Raw genomic sequence first — 19,589 nt, 5'->3', positions numbered from 1 at the left:
GGAGGCAAATATGGACTACGGCACTATACAAGGGATTATAACGCTGGTTTTGATCCTGGTTTTTGTCGGGATATTTGCTTGGGCATATAGCTCGCGTCGTCAAAAGCAATTCGACGAAGCGGCTAACCTGGTGTTTTCCGATGAAGAACAACACCAGAATGCGAAGGACTCAGGAGAACACAAATAATGTTAATGAGTAACTTCTGGAGTATCTGGATCACCGTACTCAGCTTACTGGTGATCGCAGGATGTTTTATTCTGCTACGGCTCTGCTCCAAAAACACCACGCCGGAGATTAAAGAAGGCGACCTGATGGACCACAGCTATGATGGTATCCAGGAGATCAACAACCCACTGCCTAAATGGTGGAGCTATCTCTTTTATATCACCATCGTCTTTGGTCTGCTCTACCTGGTACTCTACCCAGGCCTGGGTAATTACAAAGGCCTGCTCGGCTGGAGTAGTTCCAACCAGAGCATAGGTACAGAGCAAGGCATCAAGGCCGACTCTGCCAAGGCGATTGCCGACGCAACAGAAGAAGGCCGTTGGGTGCAGTACGATCAGGAAGTGAAGCTTGCCGATGAGAAGTACGGCCCTATCTTCGAAGCCTATAAAGCAACGCCATTGGCCGAGCTGGTTAAGAACGAAGAAGCTCTCAAAGTAGGTGGCCGTCTGTTCCTGCAGAACTGTGCCCAGTGTCACGGCTCTGCCGGTCGTGGTGGCAAAGGTTTCCCTAACCTGACCGACGGTGACTGGTTGTACGGCGGCGAGTTGGAAACCATCAAGACCACCATAATGAACGGTCGTCACGGTATGATGCCACCTAAAGGTGGTCTGCCTATCGATGACAGCGAGATTGAAGGTTTGGCCGAATATGTGATTAGCCTGTCCGGTCGTGAACACGACGCGGCTTTGGCTGCCAAAGGCCAGGGTTCATTCATGAAGGGCTGTTTTGCCTGTCACGGTATGGACGGCAAAGGCAACAAGCTGATGGGTGCCCCTAACCTGACCGACAATGTCTGGCTCTACGGCGGCAGCCGTGGCGTGATAATGGAATCCATTAAGAACGGCCGCAGTGGCGTTATGCCACCTTGGAAAGACGTTCTCGGTGAAGAGAAAGTTCACGTTATCGCCGCTTACGTATACAGCTTGTCACATCAGGCAGAGAAGTAAGTTCGCTTGACTTTTCAAAGGCCTCGATAATTTCGGGGCCTTTGTTTTTAAAAAACCGCTTTCGCGATAGAATAGCCGCCCAAATAGAATAGTAGGTAAACAGTATGAGCGCTCCACAAGCCTGGTATAAGCAGTTCTGGCCTTGGTTTCTTATCGTTTTGCCCATGTGCGCCGTTATAGCCAGTTTTGCCACTCTGCGTATTGCCCTCACCAACTCCGATTCCCTGGTTGCCGACGACTACTATAAAAACGGTAAGGCAATTAACCAGGACATCCACAAAATTCAATATGCCCGTCAACTGGGGATGCAGTTTTCCCTTGAATGGCATAATGGTGAACTTTTGATAACCCAACACGGCGGCCCGGAATATCTCGCGGCAATGAATCTGGAGTTTTACCACCCAACTCTGGCAGAAAAGGATTTTACCCAAATGCTGACGGCTGATGCCTCCAAGGTCTATCGCTATATCCCCAATGAGTCGCTTGATGGCGCCTGGGTTGTGCGAATCGAAGGATTTGACCGTAAATGGCGTTTGCAGCAAAGACTGCAAATAGAAGCGGATAAAACCTACTGGCTCAATTGAGTGCTGTCATGACACATACAGTCTGTTTTCATTGTGGGGAGCCCGTGACCACGGGTATGCAGTTCAGTACAGTGATTGATGGTCAGGCTCAGCCCATGTGTTGTCTTGGCTGTCAGGCAGTGGCTCAGGCCATCATGGATGCCGGACTGACCAATTACTATAAATTTCGCTCCGAACCCGGCAGCAGGCAAAACGCTCTGGTGCCGGACGAGCTCAAGACCTTCAGTGCCTACGATCTTCCCGAAGTGCAGCAGGATTTTGTGCATGATCAAGGCAATCAAACCTCAGTCTCGCTATCGATTGACGGCATTACCTGTGCCGCCTGCGCCTGGCTCATCGAGCATAAAGTTAAACAGTTGCCCGGCATAGATTCGGTGCAGGTTAACTCCACCACCCAAAGAGCCCTCATCAGTTGGCGTCCGGCCGACATTAAGCTGTCTGAAATACTTAATCAAATCGGCCGTATCGGTTATCAGGCGGCGCCTTATCAGTTGGATGATCAGGAAGTTCAGAGTAAAAAGAACAGCCGTAAGTTTCTGCTGAGGCTTGGCTTGGCGGGCTTTGCCACCATGCAGGTGATGATGTTTGCCCTGGCGCTGTACGCCGGTTACTTTACCGGGCTTGAAGTGGAATATCGCGACTATTTCCGCTGGGTAAGCATGATGTTTGCCGCACCTGTGGTGTTCTATTCGGCGCAGCCTTTTTATTTCAGTGCGCTGCGGGCCCTGCTTGCCGGCAGGCTCAATATGGATGTGTCTGTCTCCATCGCCATCTGCGGCGCCTATATCGCCAGCTGTATTGCGACAGTACAAGGCACTGGCGAAGTCTATTTCGAGTCTGTGTCCATGTTCACCTTCTTCCTGTTGCTTGGGCGCTATTTTGAACAGGCGGCGCGGCAGAAAGCCTCGGTCAGTTCGAGTAACCTGCATAAGTTGGTGCCCTTGACCGCCCAACGTATTACGGAAGATGGCAGCAACGAAGAGATCCCCGCCAAACGCCTGCAAATAGACGACGTGGTGCTGGTAAGACCGGGGGAAGTGATCCCCGCCGACGGCTCGGTTGAGCACGGCCATTCTGCGGTGAACGAGGCCATGCTTACCGGCGAGCAGATGCCGCAGAGCAAACAGCCTGGAGACCAGGTTTATGCCGGTACCATCAATCAGGATCAACCACTGAAAGTACGGGTGAACGCCATAGGCCAAGATCAACTGGTGGCAGAAATCATCCGCTTGCAGGAACTGGCCTCCAATAACAAACCCGCCGTCGCCATGACGGCCGACAAGCTGTCGCGTTATTTCACCGGCACCATACTCAGCATAGCGGTTATCACTTATCTGGTGTGGCACCAGTTCTCACCCGAAGATGCTTTCTGGGTCACGCTGTCTGTATTGGTAGCTACCTGCCCATGCGCGCTGGCCCTGGCAACCCCGACTGCTGTGACCTGTGCTACAGCACTGTTTACCCGCCTCGGGGTGATTACCCGTAAAGCGGGGGTATTTGAAAAATTGCCACAAATTGATGCTGTCGTCTTTGACAAGACCGGCACCCTCACCTGCGGTAATCTGACCTTATTGGAAACCCGCATCAACAAAGGCCGTGAAGCTGAGTACAGCGAGTTGCAGGTAAAACAAGTGGCGGCAGCGCTCGAAGCCGGTTCATTGCATCCGATAGCTCTGGCTTTCAGCCCTTATGGGGGCACACTTGAGGCTGAAAACGTGCATCATCAAGTGGCTCGCGGCATCAGCGGCCAAATCAATGGTCGCGATTTTAAGATAGGCAACGCCGAGTTTGTCGGTATCAAGTTTGCGCCAAGTCAGCAGCAACAGGTGTTCCTCGCCGATGAGCAAGGTTTGGTGGCCAGTTTTATTTTGCAAGACAGGCTGAGAGAAGACGCCAAGGATACGGTCGAGGCACTCAAGGCAAACAATATCCGTCTGGCGATTGCCAGCGGTGATACCCGGCCCCATGTCGAATCTCTGGCCCGGCAAGTTGGCATAACTGAAGTGCACGCAGACATGAGCCCGGCAGACAAGCTCGACTATGTACGCAGTTTGCAACAACAACATAAGGTAGCCATGTTCGGCGATGGCATCAATGATGCCCCAGTGCTTGCCGGCGCCGATCTCTCTATCGCCATGGGCAGTGGCACCGCGCTGGCGAAAAACAGTGCTGATCTGATTCTGCTTGGCGATCATCTGTGGCGCTTTACCCAAGCCATAGCCGTTGCCCGCAAAGCCAATCGTATCATTCGTCAAAATCTTGCCTGGGCTTTGGGATATAACCTTCTTATACTGCCTCTGGCCGTAACAGGTCATGTCGCACCATATATCGCCGCCATCGGCATGTCGGCCAGTTCGCTGATCGTTGTCAGCAACAGCCTCAGACTTCTCAGGGTCCGCTTATGAGTATTATTTACGTACTAATCCCCATCGCCATGCTGTTTGTGCTGATTGCTGTTGGTGTGTTTTTCTGGGCGGTAAAATCGGATCAATTTGACGATCTTGAGCGCCACAGTGTGTCGATTCTGTTTGATGAGGAACCAATGGACAGCAAGACGCAACAGGAGCAATCTCAAACGGCTGAAACTGAAGTCACTCAAGCTCCTCAGGATAGAGGCAATGGAATATAACCTCACAGGTGCCTTTTTAGTGGGCCTAATGGGAGCCGGACACTGCTTTGGTATGTGCGGTGGTTTGGTGGGCGCCTTTTCCAGCCAGCTTCCCGCTGCCCGTCGAGGCCAGAATCCGCTGGCGCAACAACTCTCGTTTCTGCTTCCCTATAATCTTGGCCGTATTCTCAGTTACAGCCTGGCCGGCGCTTTGGTGGGCGGTTCTGCTGCTGGGCTTGGCATGCTGTTTGATATCGATATTTACCTCTTGGTGCTCAGGCTCATTGCCGGTGTGATGATGATCGCCATGGGGCTCTATATTGCCCGCATCTGGGTAGGGCTGGTGCAGATTGAGCGCCTGGGGCAGGGATTGTGGCATTTACTTAAACCATTGTCCCAAAAAGTGTTACCCGTGACTCACCCCGGGCAGGCTTTATTGGCTGGTATGGTCTGGGGCTGGTTGCCTTGTGGGCTGGTATACAGCACTCTTACCTGGGCCGTGGCCAGCGGCAGCGCCAGCCAGGGCGCGCTTATTATGCTTTGTTTCGGTTTGGGAACATTACCTGCCCTGCTCAGCGCCGGGGTTGCCGCCAAGGCGCTGGCCGACTGGGCTCAAAAGCGCGCCGTGCGTTTAATTGCCGGTTTACTCTTGGTTGGATTCGGGATCCAAACACTCTATATCGCCTTGGCTCAGCTCGACTAGCCGGGGTCAGTGAATTGGTTTAACATGGGAAGAGTCGCTTTACTTGAGAAAGACTATGACAATAGACAACAACAAGCATCGTCGCCCTGCTGCCGGGGGCTGTACCATTCATTGTCATGATTGCAGCATGGGGACCTTGTGTATTCCCTTTACGCTCAACACTAATGAGTTGGATCAGCTTGACAACATTATCGAACGCAAGAAACCCATTCAGAAAGGTGAACAGCTGTTCAAGTCCGGAGATCCGCTAAAGTCTCTATATGCTATTCGCTCCGGAACGATTAAAAGCTATACCATCACAGAACAGGGTGATGAGCAGATCACCGGCTTCCATCTGGCCGGTGATGTCATAGGCTTTGACGGTATCCATGCCCAGTCACACCAGAGTTTTGCCCAGGCCCTGGAAACCTCTATGGTCTGTGAAATCCCCTTCAATACTCTGGATGAGCTCTCAGGTACCATGCCCAAACTCAGACAACAGATCATGCGCTTGATGAGTAATGAAATCATGAGTGACCAAGGGATGATCCTGCTGCTAAGCAAAAAGAATGCCGAGGAACGCTTGGCCGCTTTCATCAGTAACCTGGCCGCTCGTTTTGGCAGCCGTGGCTTCTCCCCTAGGGAATTTCGCCTCACCATGACCCGTGGTGATATAGGCAACTATCTTGGCCTGACGGTAGAAACTATCAGTCGTTTGCTGGGACGGTTCCAAAAGGCCGGACTAATTGAAGTGAAAGGCAAATATATCACTATACTGGATCTGGAAGAGCTCGACAGGTTGGCTGGAGCTGCCCGGATAGCAAGATAGCAAGCGATTCAATATATTGATCTCAAGCAATACAAATCACAGCCAATATCGCATGATATAGGTATATCCTGCGGAATAAGGAAAAAGCCATGAGGGACTATCAAAAGCTATTGGTCGTAGTCGACCCTACATCAGAACAGCAACCTGCTCTTGCCCGCGCGGTGGAACTCGCCACCCGCAGCAAGGCCAAGATCACTGTCTTTCTGTCTATCTTTGATTTCTCCTATGAAATGACCTCAATTCTTTCCAATCAGGAACGTGAGGCCATGCGTCAAGGGGTGATTAACCAACGTAAAGCCTGGATCGCTGATCTGCTCAAACCGCACCAGCAAGCCGGACTCGAGATAGACAGTGAAGTACTGTGGCACAACCGCCCGTTTGAGAGCATCATCAACTTTGCCATTCAGGGAGAATATGACCTGATAGTCAAAGGCACCCATGAGCACGACAAACTCAAAGCGGTTATTTTCACCCCCACCGACTGGCACTTGTTGCGTAAGGCTCCCGTGCCTGTGTTGCTGGTAAAACAGCATGACTGGCCGGTAAAAGGTAAAATTCTCTGCGCCGTCAACGTTGCTTCTGAAGATGAAGAACATCAATCCCTGAACGGCAAGATCATTGAACATGCTCAAGAGCTTGCAGCCAAGTTCGATGCCGAGGTGCACCTGGTTAACGGTTATCCGGGAACTCCGGTCAACCTGGCGATTGAACTGCCGGACTTTGATGCCCACACTTACAACGAAACCATTCGCATGCAGCACGAGCAACGGGTCAATTATCTGGCCAACAGCTACGGGGTTGATACCGCCCACTGTCACGTGAAAGAAGGTCTGCCTGAGGATGTTATCCCTGAGCTGGCAGAGCAATTGGACGCCGAATTGGTCGTTCTCGGCACTGTGGGTCGTACCGGATTCTCTGCCGCGCTTATCGGCAACACAGCAGAACATGTGATAGATTCGGTCAACTGCGATCTGCTGGCGGTCAAACCCGACGGTTATAAGTCGCCTCTGGCCTGAGTCGCCCCTTTACCCGACCGGCTTTAGCTGGAATAATACGCGCCCTGAACCATAGTGTTACTGGGCGCTTATTTTTTATGTCTGAAGTTATGCAAGAGCTGGATAAGAAACAAATCACTCGTCTCAACAAACTGCAAAAGCGTTTACGCCGCGAAGTAGGCAGCGCCATTGCCGATTACAATATGATTGAAGAAGGCGATCGCGTGATGTGCTGCCTCTCCGGCGGCAAAGACAGCTATGCCATGCTGGACATTTTGTTGAATCTGCAGCAGCGTGCACCTGTGCAGTTTGAAATTGTCGCCGTCAATCTGGATCAGAAACAGCCCGGTTTCCCGGAAGATGTGCTGCCGGCCTATCTGGATAGTTTAGGCGTGGCCTACCATATTCTTGAAAAAGACACTTATTCGATAGTCAAAGATAAGATCCCCGAAGGCAAGACCACCTGCTCGCTTTGTTCCAGGCTGCGCCGCGGTACCCTTTATGGGTTTGCCCAGCGAATAGGAGCCACCAAGATAGCACTCGGCCACCACAGAGACGACATCATAGAAACCCTGTTCCTTAACATGTTCTATGGTGGCAAGATGAAGGCCATGCCACCCAAGCTGCTATCGGATGACGGGGCCAATATGGTGATCCGTCCCCTCGCCTATTGCCGTGAAAAAGACATTGCCGAATACGCCAAGCTGAAAGCCTTCCCTATCATTCCATGTAACCTTTGCGGCTCCCAGGAAAACCTCAAGCGCGCCGAGGTCAAAAATATGCTCAAGCTGTGGGACAAACAGTTCCCCGGCCGCATCGAAACCATTTTTACTGCGATGCAAAATACTGCACCATCCCAAGGCGTTGATAGAAACGTGTTTGACTTTTTGGCTCTGGAGCGTAATCCGGATGCTCCTGCCAGCGGTGAAGTTGCCGAAGCAGATTTACCAGCCTTTGACTTTATGGATGTCAGCAACAGCGGCCATATCGATCTCGATAATGCAGCAAAACATGCAGACTCGAGTCAACGTATTGAAGTAGTGGGCGTTTATCAGCCCTGATCACGCTATTATCCGAACAAGCTGCCATTGCTTGTTCGGAACCATTACCGCATATTACGACGGCCATTAAAATACGAAATACTGCCAGGATCTGAATGGCTTTTCGTCGAATGGCGAATTTCAGCGCAGATGGGGCTGGAACAAATCTGCCCCATCCCCTGCAGCTTGGTTGGATTATTTACTACGGTGGAACTTGGCGTCCTGATCGAGACACCACTGAGCCGCTGCACTCTTGTCTTCATTGGGCCGTCCGGTCAACAGTTCTCCTTGTTCATTGATGTAATAGACAAACGCTTTGGCATCCCCCAGTTCATCCCAATACAGCATGGCTTCATCTGCTTCAAGGCCTTCACAAGTCGTGATTTTATCCCCAATGGATTCAACATAAGCACTGCCCTTTATCTGACTCAGCGGCACGCCTGTGCATTGGTTATTATCATAGAGATTAGCCACACTATGGTAGCGGTTTTCCTCAAAGCGCATGATAAACTCCTTACCCAGTTTTTCGTCACTGAGACAACCGGTTGTCCACTCCCCTTGGAGTCTGTCCGGCATGGTATCATCGCCATGGAACACCAGGAAACCGAGGGTCGCCGCTAAAATAAGCAGCAACATCACACTTAAAGACTTGAGCATTAACACTTCTCTGACAAAGGATTTGTCAGGATAGTACTCTGCGATCGCCAAAGACGCTATCGAACTCATCGCAAATTTACATAGAGTGTCACAAATTGGCTCCATGGGATAAACTGTGGCACATTGAAAGTATTTACAAATTGCTGAGTTTTTTCTTTTTCAGGCAACCACTTATTTGGAGGTTTTCTCGGTGTCATCCACATTTTCTGAGATAGATTTTCGTCGTAAAATTACAGCACAACGTCCATTTGGCAAAGTGGACGCTCGGGTCGATAATCCAGAAAAACTGCAGTTGGCACTGGAGAGTGATCGCGGCCGTATCATTAACTCGGCCGCCATTCGCCGTCTACAGCAAAAGACTCAGGTATTCCCGCTGGAGCGCAATGCCGCGGTACGAAGTCGTTTGACACATTCGTTGGAAGTACAACAAGTTGGACGCTTTATCGCACAGAGGATATTTAGATACCTGGGGCCGGATGCTGAGCTATACGGTCTGCAAGAATTGGAGCGGCAACTGGAAACCCTGGTGGAAATGAGTTGTCTGATGCACGACGTCGGTAATCCTCCCTTTGGTCACTTCGGTGAAGCCGCTATCAGTCATTGGTTCAGTCGTAATCTTACTTCTCTTGTTCCTTCAGGGTTTGATTCCGAGTATCCTGAATTAATTCAAGATTTATCTCATTTTGAGGGTAATGCCCAAGGTATACGCTTAATCCACACCTTGTTAGGGCTCAACCTCACCTACAGTCAACTGGCCGGCATTTTGAAATACACTCGCCCGGGCACGCTAGTGAAAGATAAAGCCAGTCCTGAGCATAGCTATTTGATGAAAAAAGTTGGTTATTACGCCAGTGAGTCCAGCTTTGTTGCCGAACTGACACAAGCCATGGAAATGGCACCCGGTTGTCGTCACCCAGTGAGTTACATCATGGAGGCCGCCGATGATATTTCATACTGCCTTGCTGACATTGAAGATGCGGTGGAAAAAGGCATTATAGAGTTGGATACCCTAAAACAGAGTCTGATAGCCGAATACCAGCGGCAAATTGCAGTCAAGCAAGACGCTCTCGGACACCAGGACTTTATGAGTAAATCGATTGAAGCGGCAGACAGCAGCGCCCGTCACCTGGCAATCAACCAACAAAGCCAGTTCTTTACTTTCCTCCGGGTTCGGCTGATACACCCTTTGGTCAATCATGCCGCCAAGCGCTTTATCGACAATATTGATACTGTGTACCACGGCAACCTGAACGAGTCGCTGCTTGAAGATGGCGGCTATGAGCACGCCATTACAGAAACGCTCAAGCAAGTCGCTATTAAACAGGTATTTTGCCATCGGGAAGTGGAGAAACTTGAGCTGCAGGGATACAGGATCATAACAGGTTTACTGGATAACTATCGTTCCCTGCTGGCATTGAGCGAGGACGAGTTTAGCAAACTGGTACAAGGGCAGCCCAAAACTGCGCTTATCGAAACCCGGCTATTCCATAAGCTGCCTGGTAAACACCTGGCCACCTATAAAAGAGCCATTGAAACCAATCAGTATCCTGAATTTTATCATAGGTGCCGTTTACTGCAGGATTATATCAGCGGCATGACAGACCAATACGCTTTGGATGAGTACAGACTACTTATGGTACTTGACTGAGTCTGAGCTTGATAAAGACTATTAAAATAACTGCATAAGAACCAGGCCTCTGGCGGCAATCAGTTATTATCAGAAACGTCGGAACAGCAGATCATTACGTCCGGACGCCTTAACCTGATACATCAAGCGATCGGCATCGGCAAGTACCGAAAGCGGATCTCGACTTCCCGGATCTGCGTAGACGGCTCCTATGCTAATACTGAGTGGCAGTTCGCCCACTTTGGTCGAAAATGGTGCTTGTCCTACGGACAACAATAAACTCCTTGCCAGCTTTTGGGTTCCGCTCTCTGTCATCCCCAATTGCAGGATACAGAACTCCTCTCCGCCTACCCGGGCAAATACGGCATCTTCTGGCAAAAGAGTTGCCACCCTCTGTACCAGTTGGCAGATGAGCTCATCCCCTACAAGATGACCATAACTGTCATTGATCCTTTTAAAATCATCAATATCAAACAGCAACAGGGTTAAACTATCGTAACTGCGGCTGTCGCAAGCTTGTTCCAATGCCTCCATAAATGCCCGTCGGTTGCTTATTCCTGTCAGGCTATCGATTGCCGCCAAATGAAGCAACTCTGCGTTAACCGCTTCCAGTTCTGCAGTGCGGATAGCCACAGTGCGACGAAGCATAAATACGTAGCTTATGACAGCCAGAAAAAGCAAAGCCAAAACAACTTGCAATAGATAGCGTGGATAAACCGTTTCCACATACATCCAACGATTTAGGATCCTTTGGTATTCGGCATCAGGAATGCGCGCCAATCCTTGCCGAATTTCTTCCTGTAAAGTGATGTTCCCCTCTTTGACGGCCGAGCGAACTTGAGCACTGTAGAGATGACGAACCGGAACAAAAAGTGTAGGTTCTTGCGAGGTGTAAAGGTAGAAATTGGCAACCTGGAGATCAGCAACAAAGGCTTTTAACCTTCCCGCTACTGCACTTTTGAGCATCTGCTCGTTACTGGCATAAACAATTAAGCTGGTATTTGGAAACTCTCGACGAACGAAAGCCTCTTCATAGCCGCCGCTCACCACTCCCACTTCACCACCGCTATCCAGATAACGGCCAGGCTCTGTACCGAGCAATGCCTGGTTGAAGAACAGTTGACTCTCTATGCCAAGTAGCCCCTGGGCATAATCGAGATAATGCTCTCTTTCCTGAGACCAAAGCAATCCGGCATGAATATCGGCCTGACCGCTGCGAACCAAATCCAGCGAGTGTTGCCAATCGGTCAATATGAATCGGATTTTGACTCGATTGGCCTTGGCATATTCACGCCAAATATCCACTAACATGCCGCTGGGTTCACCGGCATCATTCAGGTAAGAAAACGGTTTCCAGGAACCTGAGTTGGTGACAACAAGCTCTCTGATCGGAACTTCAATCTGACCCTTATTCGTTTGCTCTGCAGCCAAGCTTTGGCCAACTACCAATAACAGAGGCAGAAAAACAAGCCTTGTTTGACTTTGACATAGCCGAGACAGAGTAATCGACAACAGCTGAAGCCAAGGAGTAAGAGAGACAATAACAGCAAGTTTCATCAGGCCGGAATATCCTTTCAAGGCGCGACATTGGCGGGTCATACCCAGGTTGGACACCCGGGTTCAAAGACGGCCACCAGAAACACAAAATACTAACATTGGAGCAGGCATTCCGGCATCAACTTTCAGCAACGGCGGATCCGTACCACTTTCATGGTTTCCATCTCAAATCCGGCTACTATAGTGGTTTGGGGATAATAATCGACCGATACTCTGGCGCCTTTGAGCGAACGGTATTTTTTGGGGCGTTTGAAACGAAATGGTGCATCGCAATTTTCCAACATCAGTGTGTGTTGGATCCAGTCGCCTTCATCCCTTTGGGTATGGGAGACAACCGTCTTATCTTCGGTGTGATAAAGTGGTGAGTGTTTCTCTGTCAATACGTCAGCTATTGTCATAATGCATTTACCTCCGATAGGTCGCTTCTGACTATGTATCCAAGGTCCTGACGGGCCCGACCTTGCCCGTCCAGCTCGGGCAGTAGCTTCACCTTTTGCTTCCATTTCCTTTTAAGAAGCAAATGCGAGAGACCTGGCTGTAAAGTCGCTTCCGCTTTTAGTGGCGATAGCGGCAGGGAAAAGTATTCCTGCCGCGGCAGATTGGCGGTAGCTTTTCAGTCGGGTCTGGGCAAACAGAATCCCCCCGGACGTATAGTCTCCGAGGAAAGGTCAATACAAGGTGAGCAAACATTGTAGCAAATTTGCACAGAAAGATCTTGGTGAAAAAAGAGACTGATATTTTGTTAAACCAAATTTTCAGCTAAAGCAGCCCCCATTAATAAGAGGTATCATTCTAAAAGACTAATCCCCCCGGATAGCTTTTACCCCTGTTTATGGCCACTTGTCTCCTGATGACTCAAAATCATTGCTAGTCACCGTTATATGGAGAGCCTAAGGTATATGAACAGCTTAAGGTCGATAAGCCGCTCCCTTTCTCAAGGTGATTACCATGTTGGTTCCTGTCAGATTTTCCAAATGTTGCAGTCTTCTAATTGGGATTGCGCTGGGCCTGACCGCTTGTCAAGATAACACACAAGCGCTATGGCATGACTACGCGGAGCGTCTTAGCCGAGTCACTGAACAAAGCTTTATCGCCCCTGATTATCTTCCCAAGGATAATCGCCTCTTGAATAGCGTCGGCGAGATACAAGCTCCCTCCACAAGAATGTCATTGCCATTGCTGAACAGCCTGGGGTTGATGCATTGTCGTCTGGGTGAGCTCATAGCAGACCACAACTCAATTCTTGGTAAAGTAGCCGAGCCCAGCGAACAGTTTAAGTATCAACTGGCCTTTATTCAGGCTGCACCGGCTTGTTTGCAAAGCCTCAGCCTTGATGATCAAAGCAGACGATTGTTGACGGAAGCCAAGTTACAGAAACAAAGAGAGCTGATGGATTGGTTCTACTGGATGTTATTAAAAGACAGAGCTTTGGATAAACTCCTGTTCATCAGCCATGATTCACTTTCACGTAGATCCCCCCTTGCCGGACTAACCGAAACCGAATTGGCGCTAGCCAACTTGGTGAAACTCAAAACCGATATAGAGCTGGCACAATCTGGCCGTATTTCCTGGCACGCATTGGATGTCACAAACCTTGACTCTGCACTGACTGAATTGGCGCGCAGCCGGATTATCGCCCGTAACATGCGAAGCCTGTCGATCAGCCTTCTTTGGTTAATGCAGCTTAACGATTGGTTGGAACCACAGCTAGCTCTTCTTTTATGCCGTCCCGGCCATAGCAAACAACGTCAGGAGATATTGCAGCGAATACTAGTACGAAACTTCACCGGACCGATACAGCAGCAACTGAGTCACAGTCGTCACATACAGCGACGCTTGGGCAACATGTTGCAAAGTCTCTATCAAGGAACACCTCATGCTGAACGCATTGAATATTTCTTTGCCGAAACCACAGGTGGTCCGAAAGACCTCCTAAATGCACGTCTCAATGATGAACTCAAACGTCATGTACATTGGTGGCAAAAATTACGAGACTCCTGCAACAGTACTCCGGCAGGTTAATTAATAACATAAACAATTGAATAATAATCTTTTATAATTTAATTACTTGACGTGCCCTCAAAGAGTTATGTTGCTCAATGGTTGTATTTTGGTAGCATTGCAACAATATCCTATGCTATTCAATCAGTGAGTTTTAATGAGAATACTTCAGGTTAGTCGGTGGTTCAGTCCACTAATAGATCAGTTTTTAGCTTTTACCCGTCGACTTCACTCAGAGATAAGCCAGCGACTTGCCAAATTAACCATAGCTCAAAAGCTCTATCTGCTGGCCCTTTTCAGCTTACCGTTTTATGAAGACCATCCGGCATTACCAACTTTGCTGACGGTAAGTGCATTGATTATTGAGTTTTGGCCATTATTTAACAAGCTGTGGCATTCATTAGCCGGCAAAGCCATGATACTGCTATTTTATGCCACCATTGCCAACTTTTCCCTGGCCAGCAGTGGTGCCATAGTTAATGAAGTCACAGGGGTTTCTGCGGCACATTTTAACTATACGCATAACTTTGCCCTGTTACTTGAACTCCCGGTTTGGATGGTTATCACCAGTAGTATCGCCTTGTTATTATTACAAATGCTGTTACCTTTCTATCTGGCAGGCCTATTATTGCTTAAATTGGTAGGGCTCATTGGTTTCAAGTGGCAGCCGAAATACGCTTATCCCGTCAGTACAGCATTTGTCAGACTCACATTGTCTTTTTTAATCCTTCATCATCTTATGCTATTGATAGATATGGAACATTTTGTTGAGAGCCGTGTTCGACTTGATGATGATGGCGTGAGTTTCTCCTTCAATGGGCAATTCAAACCGGACAATAAGCAATTGAGTAATACTAACCAATCGAAAGCTGATGCTGATAACACTGACCATTTGAATTTGAAGGATGAAACTCACGAGGGAAACGCCACTAATGAGGATAACGCTGATCGTCCTGAGTCGGTTAAAGCCGAGGAGGAAGCAGCAGTTTATTCAAGGTTTACCGCGGCCTATCGCCAAAAAGTGAGACAACTGGTAGCGGATTTCGCTTTCGGTATGGAGGCAGATGGCCGTAGCCGCTGTCAGTTGGCTGAGTCTGCCCATGCTGTTGAGCTTAATGATTATGAGTTACTGCAAATCCAGCAGGATCACCAAACACTCTATGGTTATCGTTTTGAAGTAATCCCCTGTATTTCACCGGCCTTTCCAATAACAAAAACAAGACCTTGAGGCTTTTATTCTTCAAGCGCTGCAGAGCCCAAGTCGGCACTTGGGCTCTATAGCGTCATTCTGCCAGTTCCTTTTCCAACTGTTGAGCCACAGCTTCCGGTGAGCTGGACCGGCGGGCAAATAGTGAGTAAGCCACAGGGATCACCAACAGGGTAAACACTGTAGCCAGCAAGATGCCGGAGAGCACCACCACACCAATAACAAAACGGGTCTCGGCGCCGGCACCTTGGGCAAGCACCAGAGGCACGGCGCCGGCGGCCGTGGTTATACCTGTCATCAGTATCGGTCTGAGCCTTTGGTTGGCTGCCTGCAAAATAGCGGCGTCGAACTCAAGTCCTTTATCCCTGAGCTGGTTGGCAAACTCGACGATAAGAATGCCGTTTTTGGCCGCCAGCCCTACCAACATGATGATGCCTATCTGGCTGTAAATATTCAGACTTTGGCCGGTCAGCAGCAGGCCCACCAAGGCGCCCACGGTTGCCAGCGGTACAGTCAGCATGATCACCATAGGGTGGATATAGCTTTCAAACTGCGCCGCCAATACCAGGAACACAATTCCCAGCGCCAACAGAAACACGAAGTACATGGAGCTGCCGGACTCCTGATAGTCGAGCGACTGGCCTTTGTAGCTTATCAAGGCTTCTGCCGGTAGATAGGTGTGGGCCAAATCATTGAGATAATCGAGCGCCTCACCCAGGCTATAACCTTCCGCCAGACTGGCCTCCAGGGTTATCGCCCGCATCCGGTTGTAGCGATTGAGCTGACTGGCGTCGGCAAACTCCTCTATGCTCACCAGATTCGAGAGCGGGATCAGCTGCTTACTGCGATCTGAGCGCACATAGATATTCTGCATATCCGAGGCGGTGTTCTGGCTTTCGCGGTTGCCTTCAATGATCACATCATACTCTTCACCGTCGCGCATAAAGGTGGTTACCAGGCGTGAACCCAACATGGATTCCAGTGTACGCCCTATATGAGCAATGGAGACCCCGAGATCCGCCGCCCTGTCTTTATCGATGACCACTCTGAGCTGAGGCTTGGTTTCCTTGTAGTCATGATCCAAACCGACCAGATTGGGATTTTCCGCCGCTTTTTCCAGCATAATGTCGCGCCATCTCGCGAGCTCCTCATAACTGGGGCCGCCAATGACAAACTGTACAGGTTTACCGACACCGCGGCCAAAGGCCTGGCGCATCACGGGAAATGCCCTGACACCGGCGAGATCGGCAAGCCTTGCGCGGATATCATTGATGATCTCCTTGGCGGGACGGCGCTGGCCCCAATCATTGAGTACTATGATCGCCATACCGTTGGAGAAGTTGGCCGAGCCGCCCCAACCGCGAGGCGCACGGATCAACAAACGTTTGACTTCGCCGCTGTCGACCAAAGGCATCAAACGCTGTTCCACCTCGTTCATATAGGCTTCAATATATTCATAGCTGGCGCCCTCCGGGCCATTGACCATCAGGAACATTGAGCCTCTGTCTTCCTGAGGAGCAAACTCCTGCGGGATCTGTTTAACCATGTAGGCACTGGCCCCGAGAGCCACCACCACCAAAAGGGAAGCCAACAAGGGATGCTTCATGGCGCCGGTAAGACTGCGGCTGTAAAAGCCTGCCAGAGCGTTCATTCCCTTATCGACCTTGCGCATCAGCCAGGTATCCTGGCTCGCGGGTTTAAGCAGCTTGGAACACATCATGGGGCTGAGTGTCAGGGCCACTATCGAGGAAAACAACACGGCAGCACTCATGGTGACGGCAAACTCTTTAAACAACTTGCCGAGATCGCCATCAAGGAAGGTGATCGGCATAAATACCGCCACCAATACCGCCGTAGTAGCAATAACCGCAAAGGCCACCTCTCGGGCGCCGAGGAAAGCGGCTTTCAGTGGACTGTCGCCCTCTTCGATGCGGCGGTGAATGTTTTCCAGCATCACGATGGCATCATCCACCACCATACCGATAGCCAGGATCATCGCCAGCAGGGTCAAGAGGTTAATTGTGTATCCCAAGGCGTAAAGCACGATAAAAGTGGCTAGTAGGGATACGGGCACAGTTAGCGCCGGGATCAACATGGCGCGCACACTGCCAAGGAACAGGTAGATGACGATGATCACCAGAATAATGGCGATAAACAGCGTCTGATAAACCTCGTCGATAGAGGCTTCAATAAATACCGAGCTGTCGTAGGAGCGTTTGATCTCCATCCCCTGGGGCAGAGTCGGGTTGATCTCATCCACCAGTTTATTCACTGCCCGCGCCACTTCCAAAGTATTGGCGGTAGACTGTTTGGAGACCCCAAGGCCTATCATGGCCTCGCCATTACCGCGGAACATGATCCGCTCTTCCTCCGAGCCGATTTCGACCTGAGCTACATCTCCGAGCTTAACCAGGTAACCGTCGCCCCCTTGGGTCAGCGCCAGGTTGGCAAAGTCTTCGGCGGTGCGAAAGCTACGCTCAAGCCGCACGGTAAAGTGGCGCTCTTTGGATTCGATGGAGCCGGCCGGCAGTTCGACGTTTTCCGATCGTAGCGCCGCTTCGATATCGGCCACCGTCAGGTTACGGGCTGCCAGCGCCTGGCGGTCAATCCAGACCCGCATGGCGTAGACCTTGCCGCCACCGACACGCATATTGGCTACCCCGTCGATGACGGAGAATCTGTCGGTGAGGTAACGACGGGCATAATCGGTGAGTTGCAAAGTGGTCATCTGATCCGACACCAGATTAAGCCACATGATCACTTCATCACCGCCATTGGCCTTTTGTACTTCCGGCGGATCGGCCTCTTCCGGCAGGTTATCGAGCAAACCTGAAATACGGTCGCGGACATCGTTGGCCGCGGCTTCAATATCCCGGTCGATATCAAATTCCAGCACCACGGAAGAGCGGCCGTCTGTACTGGATGAATTGATATGGCGTATGCCTTCAACGCCACTGATCCTGTCTTCAATCAGTTGAGTGATCCGGCTTTCCACCACGGAGGCACTGGCGCCGCGATAACTGGTATCTATCGAGACTATCGGTGGGTCAATATCCGGATATTCGCGCAGTGGCAACTTACCGAAGGACACCAGACCGAAAGCGATCAACAAAAGACTGATGACCGAAGCCAAAACCGGTCGTTTAACGGAAATGTCTGTCAGTATCATGCTGTGGTCTTCGCCTCTTCAGCCGTCAGGAAGCTGAAATGTTCCTTGAACTCCACCTTGACCTTGTCACCGGGACGGACCTTGAGGATCCCGCGAATGATCACCTGCTCACCCAGCTCGACGCCTTCGAGAATTTCCACCCAGCCACGGCTGCGCAGCCCTATGGTGACCTGTCGCTGTTCTACCACACCTTCGCTGTTGGCCAGATAGAGGTAGTGGCGGTTTTGAATAGGAATAATAGCCGACTCTGGCAGCAGTAATGCCTCACGGTTTTGCTTGATAAGCTTCACTTTCATCAACATACCCGGCAGCAGTTGACCATCCGGGTTGGGGATTTCGGCGCGCACCACGACTGCCCTTGTGGTAGGGTTAACCCGGCTGTCGATAGAAACAACCTTGCCGCGAAACAGCTTATCCGGATAGGCTACCGCACGGGCTTCCACGATTTTGCCCGGCAACAAGTCCTGAATAAACCGCTCGGGAACCGAAAAGTCCAACTTGATAACCGAGATATCATCCAGGGTGGTGATCACCACGCCCGGGGTCACCAGGCTACCGACCGAGACTTGGCGTAATCCCAGGCGACCGTTGAAGGGGGCGGTGATCTGCCTGTCCCGCAGTGCCGCCTGGGCCTGTTCGACTTCGGCCCTGGCACTTTCTATCAGGGTTTGCAGTCGGTCGCGTTCGGTTTCAGCCACTGTCTTGCTGGTGACAAGCGAGCTGATGCGGTCAAACTCACGGGTATTCTCCCGCACCTTGATCCTGGCCAATTCCACCCTGGCCTGCTGCTCGGCGTCCTGCAGTTTAGCAAGTAGCTGTCCTTGCTTGACTATCTGACCATCATCGAAACGAATCAAGGTCACCACATCACTGACTTTAGGGGTGATGGTTACTGATTCATAAGCCTTGGAGGTACCAAGTGCTTCCACTTCATCCCGTACGGCCTGAATGGCGGCCTTATACACCACAACATTGGGTACCGGGCGGGCCTTTTTCTCCGCCGGGGCTTGCTGCTGATGCCATTGTTGATAACCAATGGCAGCGGCCGCCAGTAGTACCACTAGGAGTATTGTTTTTTTCATTGATTGTCCGAAGGTACAGAGTTTTATGGGTAAAACAGTTTACCCTGCGACTTATCGGCTTCAATACGTTTTACTTTTACTTACAAATTACATTTATTTGACATAGATAGACACACAGTCAAAACATCTGCATTAACCACTACCAGCCAGAGATACCGGCCGCCTAATTCCACAGAAAACAAAGAGTGTTCTGCATAAGGCCATATAAGCAGTGACTGACTTATTTCATCATTCGTTCTGTATAACTGAATGCACAGCATAAAGATTATACAAAAACATTACAAATTAAGTGGTTATAGAGAAGAGTTAGTTGATACTGCCGAAGGGCTCTGGTGGCTAAAAGTCCCTATTGCCTGGCAAGCAATAAAAAAGGCGCCG

Annotated in this window: 17 protein-coding genes; 12 read left to right on the top strand and 5 right to left on the bottom strand. The window is 50.3% G+C overall.

Features of this window, described 5'->3' with window-relative positions; genetic code table 11:
* The first annotated feature begins 10 nt into the window (after positions 1-10).
* From CX650_RS16835 to ttcA, 9 genes are all read left to right on the top strand, one after another.
* The gene (locus CX650_RS16835) at positions 11-187 is read left to right on the top strand and encodes a CcoQ/FixQ family Cbb3-type cytochrome c oxidase assembly chaperone (protein WP_039032950.1); all 177 of its coding nucleotides are present in this window, start codon (positions 11-13) and stop codon (positions 185-187) included.
* A 5-nt stretch (positions 188-192) separates the two neighbouring features.
* Positions 193-1,173, top strand: coding sequence for a cytochrome-c oxidase, cbb3-type subunit III (ccoP, locus tag CX650_RS16830; RefSeq protein WP_101096544.1), 981 nt, complete (start codon positions 193-195; stop codon positions 1,171-1,173).
* A gap of 104 nt (positions 1,174-1,277) precedes the next feature.
* Complete coding sequence (locus tag CX650_RS16825) at positions 1,278-1,757, top strand: FixH family protein (protein ID WP_039032951.1); 480 nt, start codon at positions 1,278-1,280, stop codon at positions 1,755-1,757.
* Positions 1,758-1,765: 8 nt separating this feature from the next.
* Positions 1,766-4,162 carry a heavy metal translocating P-type ATPase gene (locus tag CX650_RS16820; RefSeq protein ID WP_101096474.1) on the top strand — a complete coding sequence of 799 codons (2,397 nt, stop codon included), beginning with the start codon at positions 1,766-1,768 and terminating at the stop codon, positions 4,160-4,162.
* Positions 4,159-4,386 carry a cbb3-type cytochrome oxidase assembly protein CcoS gene (gene ccoS, locus CX650_RS16815; RefSeq protein ID WP_039032953.1) on the top strand — a complete coding sequence of 76 codons (228 nt, stop codon included), beginning with the start codon at positions 4,159-4,161 and terminating at the stop codon, positions 4,384-4,386. Before CX650_RS16820 ends, ccoS begins: the two co-directional genes overlap by 4 nt.
* Positions 4,376-5,068, top strand: coding sequence for a sulfite exporter TauE/SafE family protein (locus CX650_RS16810; protein WP_039032954.1), 693 nt, complete (start codon positions 4,376-4,378; stop codon positions 5,066-5,068). The genes ccoS and CX650_RS16810 overlap by 11 nt, the downstream gene beginning before the upstream one ends.
* Before the next feature lie 55 nt (positions 5,069-5,123).
* Positions 5,124-5,876: an electron transport transcriptional regulator EtrA gene (gene etrA / locus CX650_RS16805; protein ID WP_025010389.1), complete on the top strand. Its 753-nt coding sequence runs from the start codon at positions 5,124-5,126 to the stop codon at positions 5,874-5,876.
* Positions 5,877-5,965: 89 nt separating this feature from the next.
* Complete coding sequence (gene uspE / locus CX650_RS16800) at positions 5,966-6,892, top strand: universal stress protein UspE (protein WP_039032955.1); 927 nt, start codon at positions 5,966-5,968, stop codon at positions 6,890-6,892.
* Between the two features lie 77 nt (positions 6,893-6,969).
* On the top strand, positions 6,970-7,932 hold the full coding sequence (gene ttcA, locus CX650_RS16795) for a tRNA 2-thiocytidine(32) synthetase TtcA (protein ID WP_101096473.1): 963 nt from the start codon (positions 6,970-6,972) through the stop codon (positions 7,930-7,932).
* Between the two features lie 174 nt (positions 7,933-8,106).
* Here the strand turns inward: ttcA and CX650_RS16790 are convergent, their stop codons facing one another.
* Entirely contained in the window at positions 8,107-8,568 is a 462-nt protein-coding gene (locus tag CX650_RS16790; protein WP_143078331.1) for a hypothetical protein, read from the bottom strand.
* Positions 8,569-8,758: 190 nt separating this feature from the next.
* Between CX650_RS16790 and dgt the strand changes: the two genes are divergently transcribed.
* Positions 8,759-10,216 carry a dGTPase gene (gene dgt / locus CX650_RS16785; RefSeq protein WP_226684295.1) on the top strand — a complete coding sequence of 486 codons (1,458 nt, stop codon included), beginning with the start codon at positions 8,759-8,761 and terminating at the stop codon, positions 10,214-10,216.
* Between the two features lie 69 nt (positions 10,217-10,285).
* Here dgt and CX650_RS16780 read toward each other — a convergent pair whose 3' ends face one another.
* Both CX650_RS16780 and CX650_RS16775 read right to left on the bottom strand, forming a co-directional pair.
* Positions 10,286-11,773 (bottom strand): transporter substrate-binding domain-containing diguanylate cyclase, encoded by a 1,488-nt coding sequence (locus tag CX650_RS16780; protein ID WP_208622116.1) that lies wholly within the window; start codon positions 11,771-11,773, stop codon positions 10,286-10,288.
* 104 nt (positions 11,774-11,877) lie between these two features.
* Positions 11,878-12,150 carry a hypothetical protein gene (locus CX650_RS16775; protein ID WP_052247918.1) on the bottom strand — a complete coding sequence of 91 codons (273 nt, stop codon included), beginning with the start codon at positions 12,148-12,150 and terminating at the stop codon, positions 11,878-11,880.
* A gap of 550 nt (positions 12,151-12,700) precedes the next feature.
* Here CX650_RS16775 and CX650_RS16770 point away from each other — a divergent pair.
* Positions 12,701-13,774 (top strand): DUF3080 family protein, encoded by a 1,074-nt coding sequence (locus tag CX650_RS16770; RefSeq protein ID WP_101096471.1) that lies wholly within the window; start codon positions 12,701-12,703, stop codon positions 13,772-13,774.
* A gap of 136 nt (positions 13,775-13,910) precedes the next feature.
* On the top strand, positions 13,911-14,981 hold the full coding sequence (locus tag CX650_RS16765; protein WP_157823066.1) for a hypothetical protein: 1,071 nt from the start codon (positions 13,911-13,913) through the stop codon (positions 14,979-14,981).
* Between the two features lie 55 nt (positions 14,982-15,036).
* Here the strand turns inward: CX650_RS16765 and CX650_RS16760 are convergent, their stop codons facing one another.
* Positions 15,037-18,129, bottom strand: coding sequence for an efflux RND transporter permease subunit (locus tag CX650_RS16760; protein ID WP_101096469.1), 3,093 nt, complete (start codon positions 18,127-18,129; stop codon positions 15,037-15,039).
* The gene (locus tag CX650_RS16755; protein ID WP_039032961.1) at positions 18,126-19,211 is read right to left on the bottom strand and encodes an efflux RND transporter periplasmic adaptor subunit; all 1,086 of its coding nucleotides are present in this window, start codon (positions 19,209-19,211) and stop codon (positions 18,126-18,128) included. The genes CX650_RS16760 and CX650_RS16755 overlap by 4 nt, the downstream gene beginning before the upstream one ends.
* Positions 19,212-19,589: the final 378 nt, after the last annotated feature.

Source organism: Shewanella indica, from assembly GCF_002836975.1.
GTDB classification, from domain to species: Bacteria; Pseudomonadota; Gammaproteobacteria; order Enterobacterales; family Shewanellaceae; genus Shewanella; species Shewanella indica.
The sequence above is the reverse complement of the archived record's forward strand: the minus strand, read 5'-3'. Positions and strand labels throughout refer to the sequence as shown.

Excerpts from the sequence above, each read along its gene's own strand:
- ccoP (WP_101096544.1), top strand. The coding sequence starts at position 193 with ATGAGTAACTTCTGGAGTATCTGGATCACCGTACTCAGCTTACTGGTG.
- ttcA (WP_101096473.1), top strand. The coding sequence starts at position 6,970 with ATGTCTGAAGTTATGCAAGAGCTGGATAAGAAACAAATCACTCGTCTC.
- CX650_RS16775 (WP_052247918.1), bottom strand. The coding sequence starts at position 12,150 with ATGACAATAGCTGACGTATTGACAGAGAAACACTCACCACTTTATCAC.
- etrA (WP_025010389.1), top strand. The coding sequence starts at position 5,124 with ATGACAATAGACAACAACAAGCATCGTCGCCCTGCTGCCGGGGGCTGT.
- CX650_RS16770 (WP_101096471.1), top strand. The coding sequence starts at position 12,701 with ATGTTGGTTCCTGTCAGATTTTCCAAATGTTGCAGTCTTCTAATTGGG.
- CX650_RS16820 (WP_101096474.1), top strand. The coding sequence starts at position 1,766 with ATGACACATACAGTCTGTTTTCATTGTGGGGAGCCCGTGACCACGGGT.
- CX650_RS16755 (WP_039032961.1), bottom strand. The coding sequence starts at position 19,211 with ATGAAAAAAACAATACTCCTAGTGGTACTACTGGCGGCCGCTGCCATT.
- CX650_RS16825 (WP_039032951.1), top strand. The coding sequence starts at position 1,278 with ATGAGCGCTCCACAAGCCTGGTATAAGCAGTTCTGGCCTTGGTTTCTT.
- CX650_RS16765 (WP_157823066.1), top strand. The coding sequence starts at position 13,911 with ATGAGAATACTTCAGGTTAGTCGGTGGTTCAGTCCACTAATAGATCAG.
- CX650_RS16760 (WP_101096469.1), bottom strand. The coding sequence starts at position 18,129 with ATGATACTGACAGACATTTCCGTTAAACGACCGGTTTTGGCTTCGGTC.
- ccoS (WP_039032953.1), top strand. The coding sequence starts at position 4,159 with ATGAGTATTATTTACGTACTAATCCCCATCGCCATGCTGTTTGTGCTG.
- CX650_RS16790 (WP_143078331.1), bottom strand. The coding sequence starts at position 8,568 with ATGCTCAAGTCTTTAAGTGTGATGTTGCTGCTTATTTTAGCGGCGACC.
- CX650_RS16835 (WP_039032950.1), top strand. The coding sequence starts at position 11 with ATGGACTACGGCACTATACAAGGGATTATAACGCTGGTTTTGATCCTG.
- CX650_RS16810 (WP_039032954.1), top strand. The coding sequence starts at position 4,376 with ATGGAATATAACCTCACAGGTGCCTTTTTAGTGGGCCTAATGGGAGCC.
- uspE (WP_039032955.1), top strand. The coding sequence starts at position 5,966 with ATGAGGGACTATCAAAAGCTATTGGTCGTAGTCGACCCTACATCAGAA.